We start from the raw sequence: 15,695 nt of genomic DNA, 5'->3' as shown, positions 1-15,695 counted from the left end.
GTCGGGGGACTCGTCAACGATGTTCGACCTTACTGAAGTCAAGTTCGTCAAGCGGGTCGTGGTCGGCAGCGACAACCCGACGCAGATGCAATCGCCCGAGCAGATCGAAGCCGCGCGGGCCTTGCTCAACCGCTGCCTGAGCGATTCGCCGAAGGGCGCGATCATCGGCACCGAGAAGAATTTCGCCGTGCTGCAGATCGGCGAGCACCAGGTGGTGATGCAGTGGCTGTGCTACCACGTGGGCTTCCCGCGCAAGCCCGGCTGGATGAAGGACGACTGATGGCCAGCCTGCGCTGCGAGTTCGACCTGCTGCTGCAGGGGCTGTCGGCGGCCCTGCTGGATGCGCAGCGGCGCTGCCGCGCGCGTCACGCACAGGCCTTGCGCGCCTGCTTCGGCGCAGGCGGGACGCTGCCGGTGGCGACGGACGCGGCCGAGCCGCCGTCGCTGCAGATCCCGTTGTGGGAGCTGCGCGCCTGGCAATTGCCGCAGATCGGCGAACTGGCCCTGGCCTTCGACGTCGAACTGGACGTGGAGGAGGTGCCGGACGAGGCGCCGCGCCTGCTGCTGCAGGTGTTGCCGCGCCGGCCGCGGCGGCCCGGGCACCGCCTGCAGATCCTGTTCCGCGGCACCCACACCCCGGTCGGCGAGGTGCTGTTCGACGGTCAGCGGCTGAAGCTGTGGCAGCTGTCCGATGCGCCCGCCCCGCACGATCCCGTCCAGGAGACCGCACATGCGTAGACACGGCTTCATCCTGTCCCGGCACGACACCGACCTGTGGTGCCGAGAACTGCACATCGACCTGCGCTCGCTGGCCCGCGCGCAGCGGCTGCGCCGGCGTCGACGCCGGGCGCTGTGGCTGCTTGCCGTACTGTGCCTGGTGGCGGCCGTGGTGGCGCTGCTCTGGTTCGGTCTGTCCTGACCGCACCCATCGTTTCCTTTCGTATCCAACAGGAGAGTCGCATGCGTATCCGTTCGCGTGGTGTTGCGCGTTTCCCGCTCTGGCTGGCGCTGTGCCTGGCCATGCCGTTCGCCGCCGGTGCCGCACCGCAGGCGCCGACGCCTGCTGCGCCGGCCGCAGCGTCCAACGCAGACGCACTGCCGCCTGGCGAATGGAGCGGCACCCTGGCGCTGGATGCGCAGCGCCTGGCCGCCGTGCGCCTGGTCCAGCGCGACGGCAAGGCCAGGCTGATGTTCGGCTCGCCGTTGAACTGCGCCTTGCTGGTCAAGCCGCAACCGGGCGCCGGTTTCGCACTGGAGTCGATCAATGGCGGCGCCTACTGCGACAAGCTGATGGGCAAGCCGCTGCGCGTGCAACGCAGCGGCGACGACCTGCGCTTGAACGTCGACGGCAAGGATCTGCCGGTGGTGCTGCATGGCGATCCGGGCCAGCCCAGCCCGCTGCAGGGCAAGTGGCGAGGGATGATGCGTCCCGACTCCGGCGATAGGGCGATCGACGTGGAACTGAGCGTCGCCGCGACGCCGCAGGCACCTGGCAATCCCACCGTGCAACTGCGCTATGGCCCGCCGCGCCAGTGCCGGTTGGAGGGGCGTTACGTTGGCGTGCGCGAGGCAACGGCGCTGTATTCGCTGGGCATCGCCGATGGCGGCTATTGCGATCGCCTGAGCGACGGTCAGCTGACCCTGCGCGCACGACCGGACGGCAAGCTCGACCTGCAGACCGTGGACCGCGCCGGGACGCGTCGCGAAAGCGGGCTGCTGGAACGCGCGCCCGCCACTCCCTGATCCGCCGCGCGCAGGTGCCGGCCACCGTGTCCGTCCAGGAGTGATGCGATGAACGTCTGGATCAAGACGCTGGCCGGCGCCGCGTGGCGCCGGCTCACCGCGGCCCGTCGTGCCGGACCGCGGCTGCCGCCGCCGGGCATCCTGCCGCAACTGCGCGCCGAGTGCGAAGCGATGGCGCGCTATGCGCTGGAGCACGGCATGGCCGTGCCGCCGGAGCTGATCGCCCGCCTGTCGGCGCTGCTGGGCGCCGGCACGCCGGACGCCGATGGCGGCGACATCGAGGTGCACGCGCACGAACTGGCGCTCACCCACCGGCGGTTGGCGCAACTGATCCGCCCGGCCACGCCGCAGGCGGTGTTCCTGCTCGATGCCGAGCGTCGCCGCCCGCACTGGGCGACCCTGCTCGGCCCGCTGCCGCTGGTGCGTGCGCTGACCACCACCTCGCTGCTGTTCCTGTTCGCGGTGGTGGCGACGGCCCTGTCCAGCAAGGTCAGCGCGGACAACGTGCGCCTGGGCTTCCTGGATTCCTCGGGCAGCGTGTTGCTGTGGAATGCGCTGTTCCTGCTGTTCTGCGCCGGCCTGGGCGCCTCGTTCTCCTCGCTGTTCCAGGTGCACCGCTACGTCGCCGACGCCAGCTACGACCCCAAGTACGACGCCTCCTACGGCGCGCGCATGATCCTGGGCCTGATCGCCGGGCTGATCCTGGTCGAAGTGTTGCCGCCGGATCTGTTCGAAAGCGGCAGCATGCGCAGTTTCGGCAAGCCGACCCTGGCGATGCTGGGCGGCTTCTCCGCGACCGCGGTGTACCGCCTGCTGCAGCGTCTGGTCGATCTGATGGAGACGCTGGTGCGCGGCGATACCTCGGCGCAGGCGCAGGCGTCGCTGGAAGTGCAGCGCGCCAGCAACGACACCGAGCGCATGCGCTGGCAGGGGGAGTTGGCCGCGCAGTTGATGGCCCTGCAGCAGTCGATCGAGGCCGGCACACCGCCGGCGGCGATCCAGCAGCGGCTCGCCGAGTTCGCCCGCGGGATGCTGCAGGTGGAAGCCGCGCGTCTGCCGCCGCCGCCATCGCCATCGCCGGCAGCGGAATGAACCCGCCGGCGCGGCACCGGCGTATCGCCCGTGTTCCCATCATCGTTCGTCGGCGCAGGATTTCGTTCTGCGTCACAGCGCGTGCGCGGTAGCACGGGATTCTGTCTACGAACCGAGACGAATGCGGCAATCCGCACAAGTTCAGTCGTCGTCGCCATCCATATCAGCCTGAAGCCGATGGCCGCCATGACGCAGCGTGACAAGCTGAGAATGTAATGCAAGCGCAGGTTCAGCGCTGTCGCATCGATTGAAAAAGGGGCGCGTCGCGCTGCAGGGGGACGCGGGTTGCCGCGCGGTCGCGCGTTGGGAGTTCCATTGCCAACACAGGTAGAGAATGAACACACGTATCGTGATTGCCGCCGAACGCAGCATTGTGCTGGAGGGCATGGTGGCCCTGCTCAACAACACACCGGACATCGACGTGGTCGGCCACGCGGTCGACGGACTGGAGTGCGTGCAACTGGTGACCCGACGGCAGCCGGATATCGTGCTGATGGACGTGATGCTGCCGGGCCTCAACGGCATCGAGGCCACCCGCCGGCTGCTGCAGCGCAGCCCGCGCAGCAAGGCGATCTGCATCGCCGCCTCCGATGCCGCGGCCAACGTGCGCGCCGCCATCGACGCCGGCGCCAAGGGCTACCTGGCGCGCAACAGCACCTTCCACGAATTGCTGCGTGCGATCCAGCAGGTCGGCAACGACCAGCTGTACATCAGCCCGCAACTGTCGCAGTCGCTGGTCAGCGAGTACCGCTGTCCGCCCGGCGATGCCGTCTCCGCCTACACGCTGCTGACCTCGCGCGAACGCGAGATCGTGCAGTTGCTGTCGGAGGGCCTGTCGACCAAGGAAATCGCCGCGCGCCTGCACATCAGCGTCAAGACCATCGGCACCCACCGCGAGCACATCATGCTCAAGCTGGGCATGCAGAGCATCGCGCAATTGACGCGCTATGCGATCCGCGAAGGTCTGTCGCCGCTGGAGGGAGGCAGGGCCAGTGCGCGCCATGCCGGGCACGACCGGCAGGGACCGGCCAGCCGGTGTGGGTGAGGCGTCGCGCGCCGCCGCGCGTCCCGTGGCGGTGCGCACAACTGCATGGTCGGCTGCGCTGCGTGGCGGCGTGGTTCAGTCCGGACGTCGCGCGTGCATCAGCGCCGCGACGGCCTGCGCGCCGGTGTCGGCCTGGCCCTGCAGCGCCTCGCGTACCGCGGCCTGGTTCGCCGGCGGATGGTTCTGGCTGAGCTTGAACTTCAATTCGACCCGCTCGACCTCCAGGCGGAAGCCGACGATGCCGCGCAACTGGCGCCGGTGCGCGTCGTTGTCCGGCTCGTAGCGCCAGTCGCTGCCCAGCGCGCGTTCGTGGCGTTCGCTCAGCCGCGCCACCACGTCGGCCAGCAACGCTTCGTCGTCGCTGGGCTGCAGCTGCCCGTGCAGGTGCGCGGTGGCGTAGTTCCAGGTCGGCACCCGCGCCATCGCTTCCTTGTCCGGATACCAGCCCGGGGAGACGTAGGCATGCGGGCCGTGCACGATCAGCAAGGCCGGCCCGGCGTGCCGCGCCTGCGGGTTGGCCCGCGACCAATGGCCTTCGACCAGGATGCGTTCGCCGTCGCGCCGGTACAGCACCGGCAACGGCGTGGCGCAGGGCAGGCCGTCGGCGACGGTGACCAGGGTGGCGAACGGGTGGTCCGCGATCAGCGCATCGAGCGCGCCCAGGTCGTGTTCGGCGAAGGCGGGTGCAACGTGCATCCCCGGATCAGGCGCGCGCGCCCAGGGTCTGGGTCATGCGCCCGCGCAGGCCGGCGTCGTCGTCGGCCTGCGGCGGCGCCACCTCGCCCAGCGAGAAGCCGCGCGCCCGCGCATCGTCCTCGTCCAGGCCATCGAAGGCGACGAACTCGGCATCGAACAGCGCCGCGCGGGCGGTGTCCTCGCTGTCGTAGCTGAGGGTGTTGCCGTCGCTGTCCAGCACCTCGGCGGTGCCGGCGTCGCGCACGCGCAGGCGTGCCCACACCAGCAGGCGGCCGAGGCTGGCCAGGTACCACTGATCGTGGGCGGGAGAATCTGAGGTCATGGAATCACCAGGGAAAGCAGCCAGAGCAGGGCGGCCATGCCCAGGCCGAAGAAGATGGTCATCAGCGACAGCCAGGCCGGCGTGGCCAGCCCGGACAATCCGCGGTCGCCGAGCGGACGGTAGCGCCGCGCCAGCAGCCAGCCGAGCGCGACCGGCTTGAGGAAGGCGCCCGGCCCGAACGCCGCCACCAGCGGCGGATGGCGGTCGCGGATGTGCACCAGGGTCAGCGGCCAGAAGATCAGGAACGCGCTGGCCCCGGCGATCGCCACGCCGACGAAGCACAGCGCGAAGAACAGGATCATGGCGCGCGCTCCCCGTGCCGGCTCAGAACTCGGCGCTGCCCGGCGCGCGCGGGTAGGGGATGGCGTCGCGGATGTTGCTCAGCCCGCACACGTACACCACCAGGCGCTCGAAGCCCAGGCCGAAGCCGGCATGCGGCACTGTGCCGTAGCGGCGGAAGTCGCGGTACCAGCCGTAGTGCTGCGGATCCAGGCCGAACTGCAGCATGCGCGCGTCGAGCACGTCCAGGCGCTCCTCGCGCTGGCTGCCGCCGATGATCTCGCCGATGCCCGGCGCCAGCACGTCCATCGCCGCGACGGTCTTGCCGTCGTCGTTCAGGCGCATGTAGAAGGCCTTGATGTGCTCGGGATAGTTGGTCACCACCACCGGGCGACCGACGTGCTGCTCGGTCAGCCAGCGCTCGTGCTCGGTCTGCAGGTCCAGGCCCCATTCCACCGGGAACTCGAACTTCTGTCCGGACTTCTGCAGCAGGCCGATCGCATCGCCGTACTCGATGCGCTCGAACGGCGAGTTGATGAAGGTCTCCAGCTTGCTGATCGCGGTCTTGTCCACGCGCTCGGCGATGAACGCCAGGTCGTCGGCGCGCTCGTCCAGCACCGCGCGGAACAGATACTTGAGGAAGTCCTCGGCCACGCGCGCGTCCTCGGCCAGGTCGGCGAAGGCGATCTCCGGCTCGATCATCCAGAACTCGGCCAGGTGGCGGGTGGTGTGGCTGTTCTCGGCGCGGAAGGTCGGGCCGAAGGTGTAGACCTTGCTCAGCGCCAGGCAGTAGGCCTCGACGTTGAGCTGGCCGGACACGGTCAGGAAGGTCTCCTTGCCGAAGAAGTCGCGGCCGAAGTCGACCTGGCCCTGCGCGTCGCGCGGCAGGTTGGCCATGTCCAGGGTGGAGACGCGGAACATCTGCCCGGCGCCTTCGGCGTCGGAGGTGGTGATGATCGGCGTGCTGATCCAGTTGTAGCCGTTCTGGTGGAAATAGCGGTGCACCGCCTGCGCCAGGCAGTTGCGGATGCGCGTCACCGCGCCGAACAGGTTGGTGCGCGGGCGCAGGTGCGCGACCTCGCGCAGGAACTCCGGCGACATCGGCTTGGGCTGGATCGGGTAGGTCAGCGGGTCCTCGACCCAGCCCACCACCTCGACCGCGCTGGCCTGGATCTCGTACGACTGGCCCTTGCCCTGCGACTTGACCAGCACGCCCTTGGCGATCAGCGAGCAACTGCCGGTGAGCCGCTTGACCTCGTCGAAGTTGGGCAGGGCATCGGTCGCCACCACCTGGATCGGGGCGAAGCAGGAGCCGTCGGACACGTTGATGAAAGCCAGTCCGGCAGATCCGCGCAGCGTGCGCACCCATCCCCGCACCGTGACTTCGCCGCCTTCCGGGATCTTCCCGGCCAGCGCATGTGCAACGCTCACCACCGTCATGACTTGAATCCTCGCCGCAGCGACTCGATATGGAAGGGGCAAGTGTACTGGCTGGAGCGCAGCGCTTGCGAGGCGTGGCGGCGATTGGCCGCCAACCTTCCTATAATGTCCGCTCGCAGTCGCCGGAGTCGTTCGTCATGGCCATCCGTCTCACCCCCGTCGCCCACGCCCGCGTGCAGCGCTTCGTCGCGCAGACGCCTGGCGCACTGGGCTTGCGTTTTGGCGTGGAGCGCACCGGCTGTTCGGGGTGGGGCCACGTCACCGACCTGGCGCGCGAGGCGCGTGCGGACGACGCGGTGTTCGAGCAGGACGGCGTGCGCATCTACGTCGATGCGACCAGCCTGCCGCTGGTGGACGGCACCGAGATCGACTTCGCCAAGCAGGGCCTGGGCGAGACCTTCGTGTTCCGCAATCCGAATGCCACCGCCGAGTGCGGTTGCGGCGAGAGCTTCACCACCGACGCCGCGCACGCCGGCGCGGCCTGAGCGTCGCCGCTGCGGCGGCGCGGCCTCCTTGTGGAGGACGCGGGGTAGGGCGGCCCGGTTGTCGCAGTAAGTGCCTGAGTTCCTCCATCACCCCAACGCCTAATGCGCTGTGCTTCGCGCAGGAAGGCGGCGTCCGCGACGGCTGCGGCGAAACCCGCGCATGGCGCTACCAGGGGGCGTTCTACTGCGCCGGCGACGCCCCGCAGTCTCTGTGTCCCTGGTGTATTGCGACGGTCGCGTGCGTGTTCCGTTGCCTGCAGTGCGGCCAGCATCGCCTGCATGTGGATATGGGTTGATCCAAGTCGTTGATTCGATTGGTTTCGTGCGCTGCGGTGGCGACCCTGTCCGGCGCCGCGGACGGCTGGCTTGTCGGTGACCTGGCATCTCGGTCATAATGTGCGGCTTCCTGCCTTCCCGGCAGGAGTCCTTGCCCCACCGCCGTCGCACCGCGGGGGGCTGTCCGGCCGCAAGGCCACATCCGAAAGGTAAACACCATGAGTCGTCATTACGAAATCGTGTTCCTGGTCCACCCGGATCAGAGCGAGCAGGTCCCGGCCATGATCGAGCGCTACAAGTCGCTGGTCGAGAACGGCAAGGGCACCATCCACCGTCTGGAAGACTGGGGCCGTCGCCAGCTGGCGTACCCGATCCAGAACCTGGTGAAGGCCCACTACGTCATGCTGAACATCGAAGTGGACCAGGCCGTGCTGAGCGAGCTGGTCGAGAGCTTCCGCTTCAACGACGCGGTGCTGCGCCACCTGGTGATCAAGCGCGACGGCGCCGACACCGAGCAGTCGCTGATCATGAAGAGCAAGGACGAGAAGGCCGACAAGCCCGAGCGCGGTGAGCGCCGTCGTCGCGACGACGAAGAGGGCGATGCGCCCGCCGCCGCCACCGAAACCGACGGCGACGCCGCCGAAGCCGCCTAAGGAGCACGCTCATGTCCAAGTTCTTCCGTCGTCGCAAGTTCTGCAAGTTCACCGCCGAGGGCGTCAAGGAGATCGACTACAAGGATCTCAACACCCTGCGCCAGTACCTCACCGAGAACGGCAAGATCGTGCCGAGCCGCGTGACCGGCACCAAGTCCAAGTACCAGCGTCAGCTGGCCACGGCGGTCAAGCGCGCGCGTTTCCTGGCGCTGATCCCGTACACGGACAACCACGACGTTTAATTCCGGGTTTCCCGGAGCGATACGGCCCGCACCCTCCGGTGCGGGCATTCAAGCGAAGTCTGGCGATTAGAAAAGTGCGGTGCCGTCGGGCGTAATCCCGACTCCCCAATCCCCAATCCCGGCTTCTCCTATTCGGACAGCACCCGTTGCGCCGGCCGCAGGCCGACGCTAACGAATAACGGAGCAAGACCATGCAACTGATTCTTCTGCAGAAAGTGACCAACCTGGGCGGCCTCGGCGACAAGGTCGACGTCAAGCCGGGCTACGGCCGCAACTACCTGGTGCCGCAGGGCAAGGCCGTGCCGGCCACCGCCGCCAACATCGCCGAGTTCGAAGCCAAGCGCGCCGAGTACGAAGCCAAGGCCAAGTCGATCCACGACGACGCCGAAGCCCGCGCCGCCAAGCTGGAAGGTGCCAGCGTGACCGTCAAGGCCAACGCCTCCACCGAAGGCAAGCTGTACGGCTCGGTCGGCCCGCGCGACATCGCCGAGGCCTTCACCGCCGCCGGCATGCCGCTGGAGAAGGGCGAAGTGGTGCTGGGCGAAGGCGCGTTCCGCAACATCGGCGAGTACGAGGTGCTGGTGCGCCTGCACGCCGATGTGGAAACCACGGTCAAGGTCGTGGTCGAAGCCGACGCCTGATCCCTGCGTCATCGCTGTACCGACACGGGCACCGCAAGGTGCCCGTGTCGTTTTTGCCGACCGGCGCCGCCCTAGGCGAGCCATGCAGCCCTGGCCGGGCGCGGCCGGCGCAAGACCCGCCGGCTGCGAGTGCGACCGCCGTCGCATCGCCGCCGCCCGGCGCAGGCCGCCCCAGCCTCGCGCGGGGGCCGCTATACTCAGCGACTCGTGTCCGATGTCGGCCCGGCGGTGTAGCCGCATCAATGGGTTGGAAGCAGGACCTCACCTGGATCTTCATTAGCGGCAGCGCAGCTCGGAATGCCGGCGGCGTCTGCCATGGATTGCCTGCACCATGCGCCTGTCGACCATCAAGCTGTCCGGCTTCAAGTCCTTCGTCGATCCGACCACGCTGCACCTGCCGACCAACATGACCGGCATCGTCGGTCCGAACGGCTGCGGCAAGTCGAACATCATCGACGCGGTGCGCTGGGTGATGGGCGAAAGTTCGGCCAGCCGGCTGCGCGGCGATTCGCTGACGGACGTGATCTTCTCCGGGTCCTCGGCGCGCAAGCCGGTGTCGCAGGCCACGGTGGAACTGATCTTCGACAACACCGACCACACCATCGCCGGCGAGTACGCGGCGTTCAACGAGATCTCGGTCAAGCGCCAGGTCAGCCGCGACGGCAGCAGCAGCTATTACCTCAACGGCACCAAGTGCCGGCGCCGCGACATCACCGATCTGTTCCTGGGCACCGGCCTGGGCCCGCGCAGCTACTCGATCATCGAGCAGGGCATGATCAGCCAGATCATCGAGGCGCGTCCGGAGGACCTGCGCGTGTACCTGGAGGAGGCCGCCGGCATCTCCAAGTACAAGGAGCGGCGCAAGGAGACCGAGACCCGCATCCGCCACACCCGCGAGAACCTGGAGCGCCTGGGCGACCTGCGCGAGGAGATCGGCAAGCAGCTCGAGCACCTCAAGCGGCAGGCGCGCCAGGCCGAGCAGTACCAGGCGCTGCAGGAAGAGCGGCGGATCAAGGACGCGCAATGGAAGGCGCTGGAATATCGCGGCCTGGACGGACGCCTGCAGGGCCTGCGCGAGGCGCTGGGCCAGGAAGAGACGCGCCTGCAGCAGTTGATCGCCGAACAGCGCGATGCCGAGGCGCGCATCGAGACCGGCCGCGTGCGCCGCGAGGAGGCCGCCGAGGCGCTCAGCACCGCGCAGGCCGAGGTCTACAAGGTCGGCAGCACCCTGGCCCGGATCGAACAGCAGATCCAGCACCAGCGCGACCTGTCGCAGCGCCTGCACAAGGCACGCGACGAGACGCAGACGGCGCTGGCCGAACTCGGCCAGCACATCGGCACCGACGAGGCCAAGCTGGCGCTGCTGCGCGAATCGGTGGACGTGGCCGGCCCGCAGCTGGAGCAGTTGCAGGAAGACAACGAATACAAGCAGGAAGCGCTGCGCGAGGCCGAGGCGCGCCTGGCCGACTGGCAGCAGCGCTGGGAATCGCACCAGCGCAACACTGCCGAAGCCTCGCGTGCCGGCGAAGTGGAGCGCACCCGCGTCGATTACCTGGACCGGCAGTCGCTGGAGGCCGAGCGTCGCCGCGAGGCGCTGCTGGCCGAGCGCGCCGGGCTGGACCTGGACGCGCTGGCCGAGGCCTTCGCGCAACTGGAACTGCAGCACGAGACCCAGCGCGCCGCGCTGGATGGCCTGACCGAGCAGGTCGAGGCGCGCAAGCAGGCGGTGGCGGCGCTGCAGGACCAGCAGCGCAGCGCGCAGGCCGAACTGGCCGACGTGCGCAAGCAGGCGCAGGCCGCGCGCGGCCGGCTGTCGTCGCTGGAAACCCTGCAGCAGGCCGCACTCGGCCAGGAGCAGGGCGCGGCGGTGGCCTGGCTGCAGGCGCGCGGGCTGGATTCGGCGGCGCGCGTCGGCGAACGGCTCAGCGTGGAGAGCGGCTGGGAGAACGCGGTCGAAGGCGCGCTCGGGCAGTTGATCGAAGGCGTGCTGGTGGAGGCGCCGGAAACCCTGGTCGACGCGCTGGGCGAACTCGGCGAAGGCCGCATCGCCCTGGTCAGCGGCGAGGAGGCGGCCGAGACCTTCGCGCCGACCTCGCTGGCGGCCAAGGTGCAGGGGCCGATCGCGATCCGCCGGCTGTTGGCGCGGCTGCACGCGGCCGAGGATTTGAGTGCGGCGCGGGCGCTGCTGCCGCAGCTGGGCGAGGGCGATTCCATCGTCACCCGCGATGGCGCACGCCTGGGCCAGGGCTGGCTGCGCGTGTCGCGTTCCGGCGCGGCCAAGCAGGGCGCGCTGCTGCGCGAGCGCGAGATCCAGAGCCTGCGCGGCCAGATCGAGACGCTGCAGGAGCGCGAGGCCGATCTCGAGCACCGCCTCGGCGAGATGCGCGCGCAGTTGCTGGCCGGCGAGCAGCAGCGCGAGGACGCGCAGCGCCAGCTGTACCAGGCGCACCGCAGCGCCTCCGAACTGGCCGGACAGTTGCAGAGCCAGCAAGGCAAGGTCGACGCCGCGCGCACCCGCATCGAGCGCATCGAGCTGGAGGTCGCGCAGCTGCTGGAAACCCTGGACAGCAGCCGCGAGCAGGCGCGCGAGGCACGCTCCAAGCTGGAGGACGCGGTCACCAGCATGGGCGACCTGGAATCGGTGCGGCATGCGCTGGAAAGCGAGCGCCGCCAGCTCACCGAGGCGCGCGACCTGGCCCGCGACGCCGCGCGGCGGGTGCGCGAGGCCTCGCACGCCCTGGCCCTGACCCTGGAGTCGCAGCGCACCCAGATCGCCTCGCTGAGCCAGGCGCTGGAGCGCATGGGCAACCAGCGCGGGCAGCTGGACGCGCGCCTGGGCGAACTCAGCGCGCAGTTGAACGAGGGCGACTCGCCGGTGCTGGCGCTGGAGGCCGAGCACCAGGCCGCGCTCAGCGAGCGCGTGCGCACCGACCGCGCGCTCGGCGAGGCGCGCGCGCTGCTGGACGGCATCGACAACGAACTGCGCGCGCTGGAGCAGACCCGCCAGCAGCGCGACGAACAGGCGCTGGCGCAGCGCGAACGCATCGCCCAGCGCCGGCTCGACCAGCAGGCGCTGGTGCTCAGCGCCGAGCAGCTGTCGGCGGCGGTGGTCAAGGCCGGCTTCGTGCTCGAGGACGTGATCAACGGCCTGCCCGAACATGCCGACCCCGCCGAGTGGGAGCAGGCGGTGCAGCAGATCGATGGACGCATGCGCCGGCTGGAACCGGTCAACCTGGCGGCGATCAGCGAGTACGGCGAGGCCGCGCAGCGCGCCGAGTACCTGGAAGCGCAGGACGTCGACCTGAACACCGCGCTGGAGACCCTGGAAGACGCCATCCGCAAGATCGACCGCGAAACCCGCGGCCGCTTCAAGGACACCTTCGACCGGGTCAACTCCGGCGTGCAGGCGCTGTATCCGCGCCTGTTCGGCGGCGGCCACGCCTACCTGGAGCTGACCGGCGAGGACCTGCTGGACACCGGCGTGGCGATCATGGCGCGGCCCCCGGGCAAGCGCGTGTCCAGCATCTCGCTGCTGTCCGGCGGCGAGAAGGCGATGACTGCGGTTGCCCTGGTGTTCGCGATCTTCCAGCTCAACCCGGCGCCGTTCTGCCTGCTCGACGAGGTCGACGCGCCGCTGGACGAGGCCAACGTCGGCCGCCTGGCGGCGATGGTCAAGGAAATGAGCGAGAAAGTGCAGTTCCTGTTCGTCAGCCACAACAAGGCGACGATGGAGGCGGCGCATCAGCTCAGCGGCGTCACCATGCGCGAGCCCGGCGTCAGCCGCCTGGTCAGCGTGGACCTCGAGGAGGCCGCGCGTTTGGCGGGCGCGGCCTGACGTGACATGCTAAAGGACGTGATGCGCGTCGAGGCTTGGTTCACGCGTTGGCGGACCCGATGCGCACCCGCCAGTTATTTTCCCCCTGTGTACCCTTGCCGGAGTAACCCCTGAATGTCCGACATGGCAATGCTACGCATCGGCATCCTCGCCGCCGGCTTGCTGTTGATTGCGGCGATCTTCCTGTTCGGCCGCCCGAAGAAACCGAGCCAGGGCCGGCGCGTGGAGCCGGCCGATCCGGCCGCGCCGCGCCGCGAACCCTCGCTGGGCGACGCCGCCCCGGCCGCCGGCGACGACGCGCTGGTCGCGCCCGGCGCGGACGGCGAAGCGCACCAGCCCGACCTGGGCCTGTCAGCGGCGGAGGCGCCCGGCGCCGACCTCGGCAAGCGGCCGAGCCAGGATTTCGACAAGATCGTCTCGCTGTATGTCGCCGCCCGTGCCGGGCAGGTGTTGCGCGGCGAGGACATCGTGGTGGCCGCGGAGAAGACCGGCCTGACCTTCGGCCACATGAACGTGTTCCACCGCCTGGTGGAAGGGCATCCCGAGCGCGGCCCGATCTTCAGCATGGCCAGCATCATGAAGCCGGGCAGCTTCGACATGGCGCACATCCGCGAGATGGAGACCCCGGCGATCGCCTTTTTCCTGACCCTGCCGGCGCCGCTGACCGCGCTCGACGCCTGGGAGAAGATGCTGCCGACCGTGCAGCGCATGGGCGAACTGCTCGACGGCGTGGTCCTGGACGACAGCCGCAACGCCCTCGGACGCCAGCGCATCGCCCACATCCGCGACGACCTGCGCGCCTACGACCGCCAGCATCAGGCACCGCCGTTGACGAAGGCGCCGCGCTGGTAGCTTGGTGCTGGGAATGGGGAAACGGGAATGGGGAATCGTAAAAGCGTATCCCCGCCTCTGACCCCCCGCGCGCTCTTCCCTTCTCCCTTCGGGAGAAGGTGCCCCCGAAGGGGGCGGATGAGGGTACGACCGCCGCCGAACGCCAGAACCCCTGGCTTTGACTCTTGCGTACCCTTATCCCGACTCTCCAAGCCTGGCGCACTGACGCCAGGCTAGTGAACCGTGGACCTGTAATGGGAAGGCCAGGGCAAGCCTCTCCACGCCTCAGCCGCAAGGCAACCCGCTTTTACGATTCCCGATTCTCCATTCCCCATTCCCGGCCCCCAAGCTACTTGCGCGCCTTAACAAACGCCTCCCGAAACCGCAGCATCTCCGCTTCGCTGCCCACGGTGACGCGCACCAGCTTCGGCCAGATCGGCCAGCTGCGGCCGACGATCACGCCTTGCTTGGCCATCGCCGCGGCGAACGCGGCGCCGTCGCGCTTGACGTCGACCATGAAGCAGTTGGCCTGCGACGGCAGGCACTTGTAGCCCTTGCTCTGCAGCCAGGCGATGGTGGCGTCGCGGATGCGCGCGTTCTCGGCGCGGCGGGTCGGCACCAGTTGCAGGTCCTGCAGGCTGGCGATGCCGGCGGCCAGCGCAGGCACCGACACCGGATTCTGGCCGAACGCGGCCAGCCTGGTCTGCAGCCCCGGCGCGGCCACCGCCAGGCCCAGGCGCAGCCCGGCCATGCCGTACAGCTTGGAGAAGGTGCGCAGCACCAGCAGGTCCTGGCGCTGGCCGATCAGGTCGATCACCGACGGCTCGTCGCTGTAGTGCAGGTAGGCCTCGTCGACCAGCAGCACGCTGGACGCAGGCTTGTTGGCCAGCAGCCATTCGATGTCGGCGCGCTTGGTCACCGACCCGGTCGGGTTGTTGGGATTGCACAGATAGATCAGTCCGGCGTTCGGATCGGCGCTGGCCATGGCCTTGACGTCGTGCGCGCCGTCGGCGCGCAGCGGCACCCGCCGCACCGGCGCGCCATGCGCGGCAGCCACATCGGCCACCGCCTCGAAGGTCGGATCGGCCACCACCACGCCGGCGCGCGGCGTGGTGAAGGCGCGCGCGGCGCGGGCGAGCGGCTCGCTGGAACCGGGATACACCGCCACGTGGTCGGCCGGCAGGCGCTGCTGGCCGACGAAGGCGGCGATCAGTTCGTCCGACAGCTCGAACAGATAGCGCCCGCTGCGCGGCAGGATCGCCTGTGCCGCGGCCAGCGCCGCGGGCGAAGGGCCTAGCGGGCATTCGTTGAAGTTCAGGTACACCGTGCCGGCCGCCGGCGCCACGCCGGGTGTGGCGGCAGCGGCGGCGTCTGCCTTGCGCCGCGCCGCCTCGGCAACGGGGGCCAAGCCCACGGCGCCGAGCGCCAGACCGGAGGTAGCCAGGGACAGGAAGGAACGGCGCGAGACCGGTAGCGACACGTGGCTCTCCAGAGCGGGTGGGGGAGGTCACGTTAACGAGGTGTTAATGATGGGGCAAGGGAGTGAGGGGCCGGGATTCGGGATTTGGAATTTCGGGATGGGCTTGAGGCTGGGATTGGGGATTGGGGATTGGGGATTGGCAAAAGCCGGGGTAGTGACGTCGATGGCGCTACGCGCTCCGTACCCTCACCCCAACCCCCCTCCCCGTGGGGGAGGGGGTTTGGCCTTTCCCTTCTCCCCTCCGGACCCTTGCCCCCTTCTTTGTGGGAGGGGGCCCGCCGGGGGGGGCGGGGTGCGAGGCCTTTTTGTGCCGCGGCTGCCGCCGGTTGGCGCCTTGTCGTCGGTCCTGCCGCGCCCGCCGCCGCGCCGTGTTTTTGCTCCAGCCCCCCCCCCCGCGGGGAGAGGGGTGGGGGGGGGGCCCCGGCGCGAGAAGTGCTCCCCCCAGGGGGCACCGGGTGTTTTTCCCCGTCCCCCCCCCCCCCCGGGGGGGCCCCTTTCCCCGGGGGGGAGAAAGAAAAACCCGGCCCCCCCCCCCCCGGGGGGGGGGGGTGGGGGGGGGGTTACGGCGTGAGGAGGTGCTACTGGGTGCACCACCACCTGTCATCCCAATCCAGCGATCAAGCCCTACACTACGC

At 69.5% G+C, this 15,695-nt stretch carries 18 protein-coding genes; 13 read left to right on the top strand and 5 right to left on the bottom strand.

Annotated features, from left to right (window positions below; all coding sequences use genetic code 11):
- The first annotated feature begins 19 nt into the window (after window positions 1-19).
- From CEK69_RS10285 to CEK69_RS10260, 6 genes are all read left to right on the top strand, one after another.
- On the top strand, window positions 20-280 hold the full coding sequence (locus tag CEK69_RS10285) for a hypothetical protein (protein WP_017910927.1): 261 nt from the start codon (window positions 20-22) through the stop codon (window positions 278-280).
- Complete coding sequence (locus CEK69_RS10280; RefSeq protein ID WP_152182583.1) at window positions 280-738, top strand: hypothetical protein; 459 nt, start codon at window positions 280-282, stop codon at window positions 736-738. Before CEK69_RS10285 ends, CEK69_RS10280 begins: the two co-directional genes overlap by 1 nt.
- Window positions 731-919, top strand: coding sequence for a hypothetical protein (locus tag CEK69_RS10275; RefSeq protein ID WP_017910929.1), 189 nt, complete (start codon window positions 731-733; stop codon window positions 917-919). Before CEK69_RS10280 ends, CEK69_RS10275 begins: the two co-directional genes overlap by 8 nt.
- Before the next feature lie 41 nt (window positions 920-960).
- Window positions 961-1,743, top strand: coding sequence for a hypothetical protein (locus CEK69_RS10270; RefSeq protein WP_152245409.1), 783 nt, complete (start codon window positions 961-963; stop codon window positions 1,741-1,743).
- Window positions 1,744-1,791: 48 nt separating this feature from the next.
- On the top strand, window positions 1,792-2,835 hold the full coding sequence (locus tag CEK69_RS10265; RefSeq protein WP_152245407.1) for a hypothetical protein: 1,044 nt from the start codon (window positions 1,792-1,794) through the stop codon (window positions 2,833-2,835).
- 334 nt (window positions 2,836-3,169) lie between these two features.
- Window positions 3,170-3,880: a response regulator transcription factor gene (locus CEK69_RS10260; RefSeq protein WP_017912470.1), complete on the top strand. Its 711-nt coding sequence runs from the start codon at window positions 3,170-3,172 to the stop codon at window positions 3,878-3,880.
- A 75-nt stretch (window positions 3,881-3,955) separates the two neighbouring features.
- Here the strand turns inward: CEK69_RS10260 and CEK69_RS10255 are convergent, their stop codons facing one another.
- From CEK69_RS10255 to asnS, 4 genes are read right to left on the bottom strand one after another with little or no spacing between them, the layout of a single operon-like run.
- Window positions 3,956-4,576, bottom strand: coding sequence for an FMN-binding negative transcriptional regulator (locus CEK69_RS10255; protein WP_152182581.1), 621 nt, complete (start codon window positions 4,574-4,576; stop codon window positions 3,956-3,958).
- 7 nt (window positions 4,577-4,583) lie between these two features.
- Complete coding sequence (locus tag CEK69_RS10250) at window positions 4,584-4,898, bottom strand: hypothetical protein (protein ID WP_017915419.1); 315 nt, start codon at window positions 4,896-4,898, stop codon at window positions 4,584-4,586.
- Window positions 4,895-5,200, bottom strand: coding sequence for a hypothetical protein (locus CEK69_RS10245; protein ID WP_017907180.1), 306 nt, complete (start codon window positions 5,198-5,200; stop codon window positions 4,895-4,897). Before CEK69_RS10245 ends, CEK69_RS10250 begins: the two co-directional genes overlap by 4 nt.
- 22 nt (window positions 5,201-5,222) lie before the next feature.
- Entirely contained in the window at window positions 5,223-6,617 is a 1,395-nt protein-coding gene (gene asnS / locus CEK69_RS10240; protein WP_017907179.1) for an asparagine--tRNA ligase, read from the bottom strand.
- Between the two features lie 137 nt (window positions 6,618-6,754).
- On the opposite strand from asnS, the gene CEK69_RS10235 reads away from it, so the two are divergent.
- The 7 genes from CEK69_RS10235 (at window position 6,755) to zipA (ending at window position 13,601) form a co-directional block, all read left to right on the top strand.
- Window positions 6,755-7,102 carry an iron-sulfur cluster assembly accessory protein gene (locus CEK69_RS10235; protein WP_017907178.1) on the top strand — a complete coding sequence of 116 codons (348 nt, stop codon included), beginning with the start codon at window positions 6,755-6,757 and terminating at the stop codon, window positions 7,100-7,102.
- The gene (locus tag CEK69_RS21455; protein ID WP_343195291.1) at window positions 7,048-7,398 is read left to right on the top strand and encodes a CbrC family protein; all 351 of its coding nucleotides are present in this window, start codon (window positions 7,048-7,050) and stop codon (window positions 7,396-7,398) included. Before CEK69_RS10235 ends, CEK69_RS21455 begins: the two co-directional genes overlap by 55 nt.
- Window positions 7,399-7,596: 198 nt before the next feature.
- Window positions 7,597-8,031 carry a 30S ribosomal protein S6 gene (gene rpsF / locus CEK69_RS10225; RefSeq protein ID WP_010342529.1) on the top strand — a complete coding sequence of 145 codons (435 nt, stop codon included), beginning with the start codon at window positions 7,597-7,599 and terminating at the stop codon, window positions 8,029-8,031.
- An 11-nt stretch (window positions 8,032-8,042) separates the two neighbouring features.
- Window positions 8,043-8,273 carry a 30S ribosomal protein S18 gene (gene rpsR / locus CEK69_RS10220; RefSeq protein ID WP_002804494.1) on the top strand — a complete coding sequence of 77 codons (231 nt, stop codon included), beginning with the start codon at window positions 8,043-8,045 and terminating at the stop codon, window positions 8,271-8,273.
- A gap of 191 nt (window positions 8,274-8,464) precedes the next feature.
- Complete coding sequence (gene rplI / locus CEK69_RS10215) at window positions 8,465-8,914, top strand: 50S ribosomal protein L9 (RefSeq protein ID WP_010342531.1); 450 nt, start codon at window positions 8,465-8,467, stop codon at window positions 8,912-8,914.
- A 331-nt stretch (window positions 8,915-9,245) separates the two neighbouring features.
- Entirely contained in the window at window positions 9,246-12,749 is a 3,504-nt protein-coding gene (gene smc / locus CEK69_RS10210) for a chromosome segregation protein SMC (RefSeq protein WP_152245405.1), read from the top strand.
- Between the two features lie 114 nt (window positions 12,750-12,863).
- Entirely contained in the window at window positions 12,864-13,601 is a 738-nt protein-coding gene (zipA, locus tag CEK69_RS10205) for a cell division protein ZipA (protein WP_152240342.1), read from the top strand.
- A 328-nt stretch (window positions 13,602-13,929) separates the two neighbouring features.
- Here the strand turns inward: zipA and CEK69_RS10200 are convergent, their stop codons facing one another.
- Window positions 13,930-15,060, bottom strand: coding sequence for a pyridoxal phosphate-dependent aminotransferase (locus CEK69_RS10200; RefSeq protein WP_152245403.1), 1,131 nt, complete (start codon window positions 15,058-15,060; stop codon window positions 13,930-13,932).
- Between the last annotated feature and the right edge of the window lie 635 nt (window positions 15,061-15,695).

The organism is Xanthomonas sp. LMG 12462 (genome assembly GCF_009192885.1).
Lineage (GTDB): Bacteria > Pseudomonadota > Gammaproteobacteria > Xanthomonadales > Xanthomonadaceae > Xanthomonas_A > Xanthomonas_A sontii.
The sequence above is the reverse complement of the archived record's forward strand: the minus strand, read 5'-3'. Positions and strand labels throughout refer to the sequence as shown.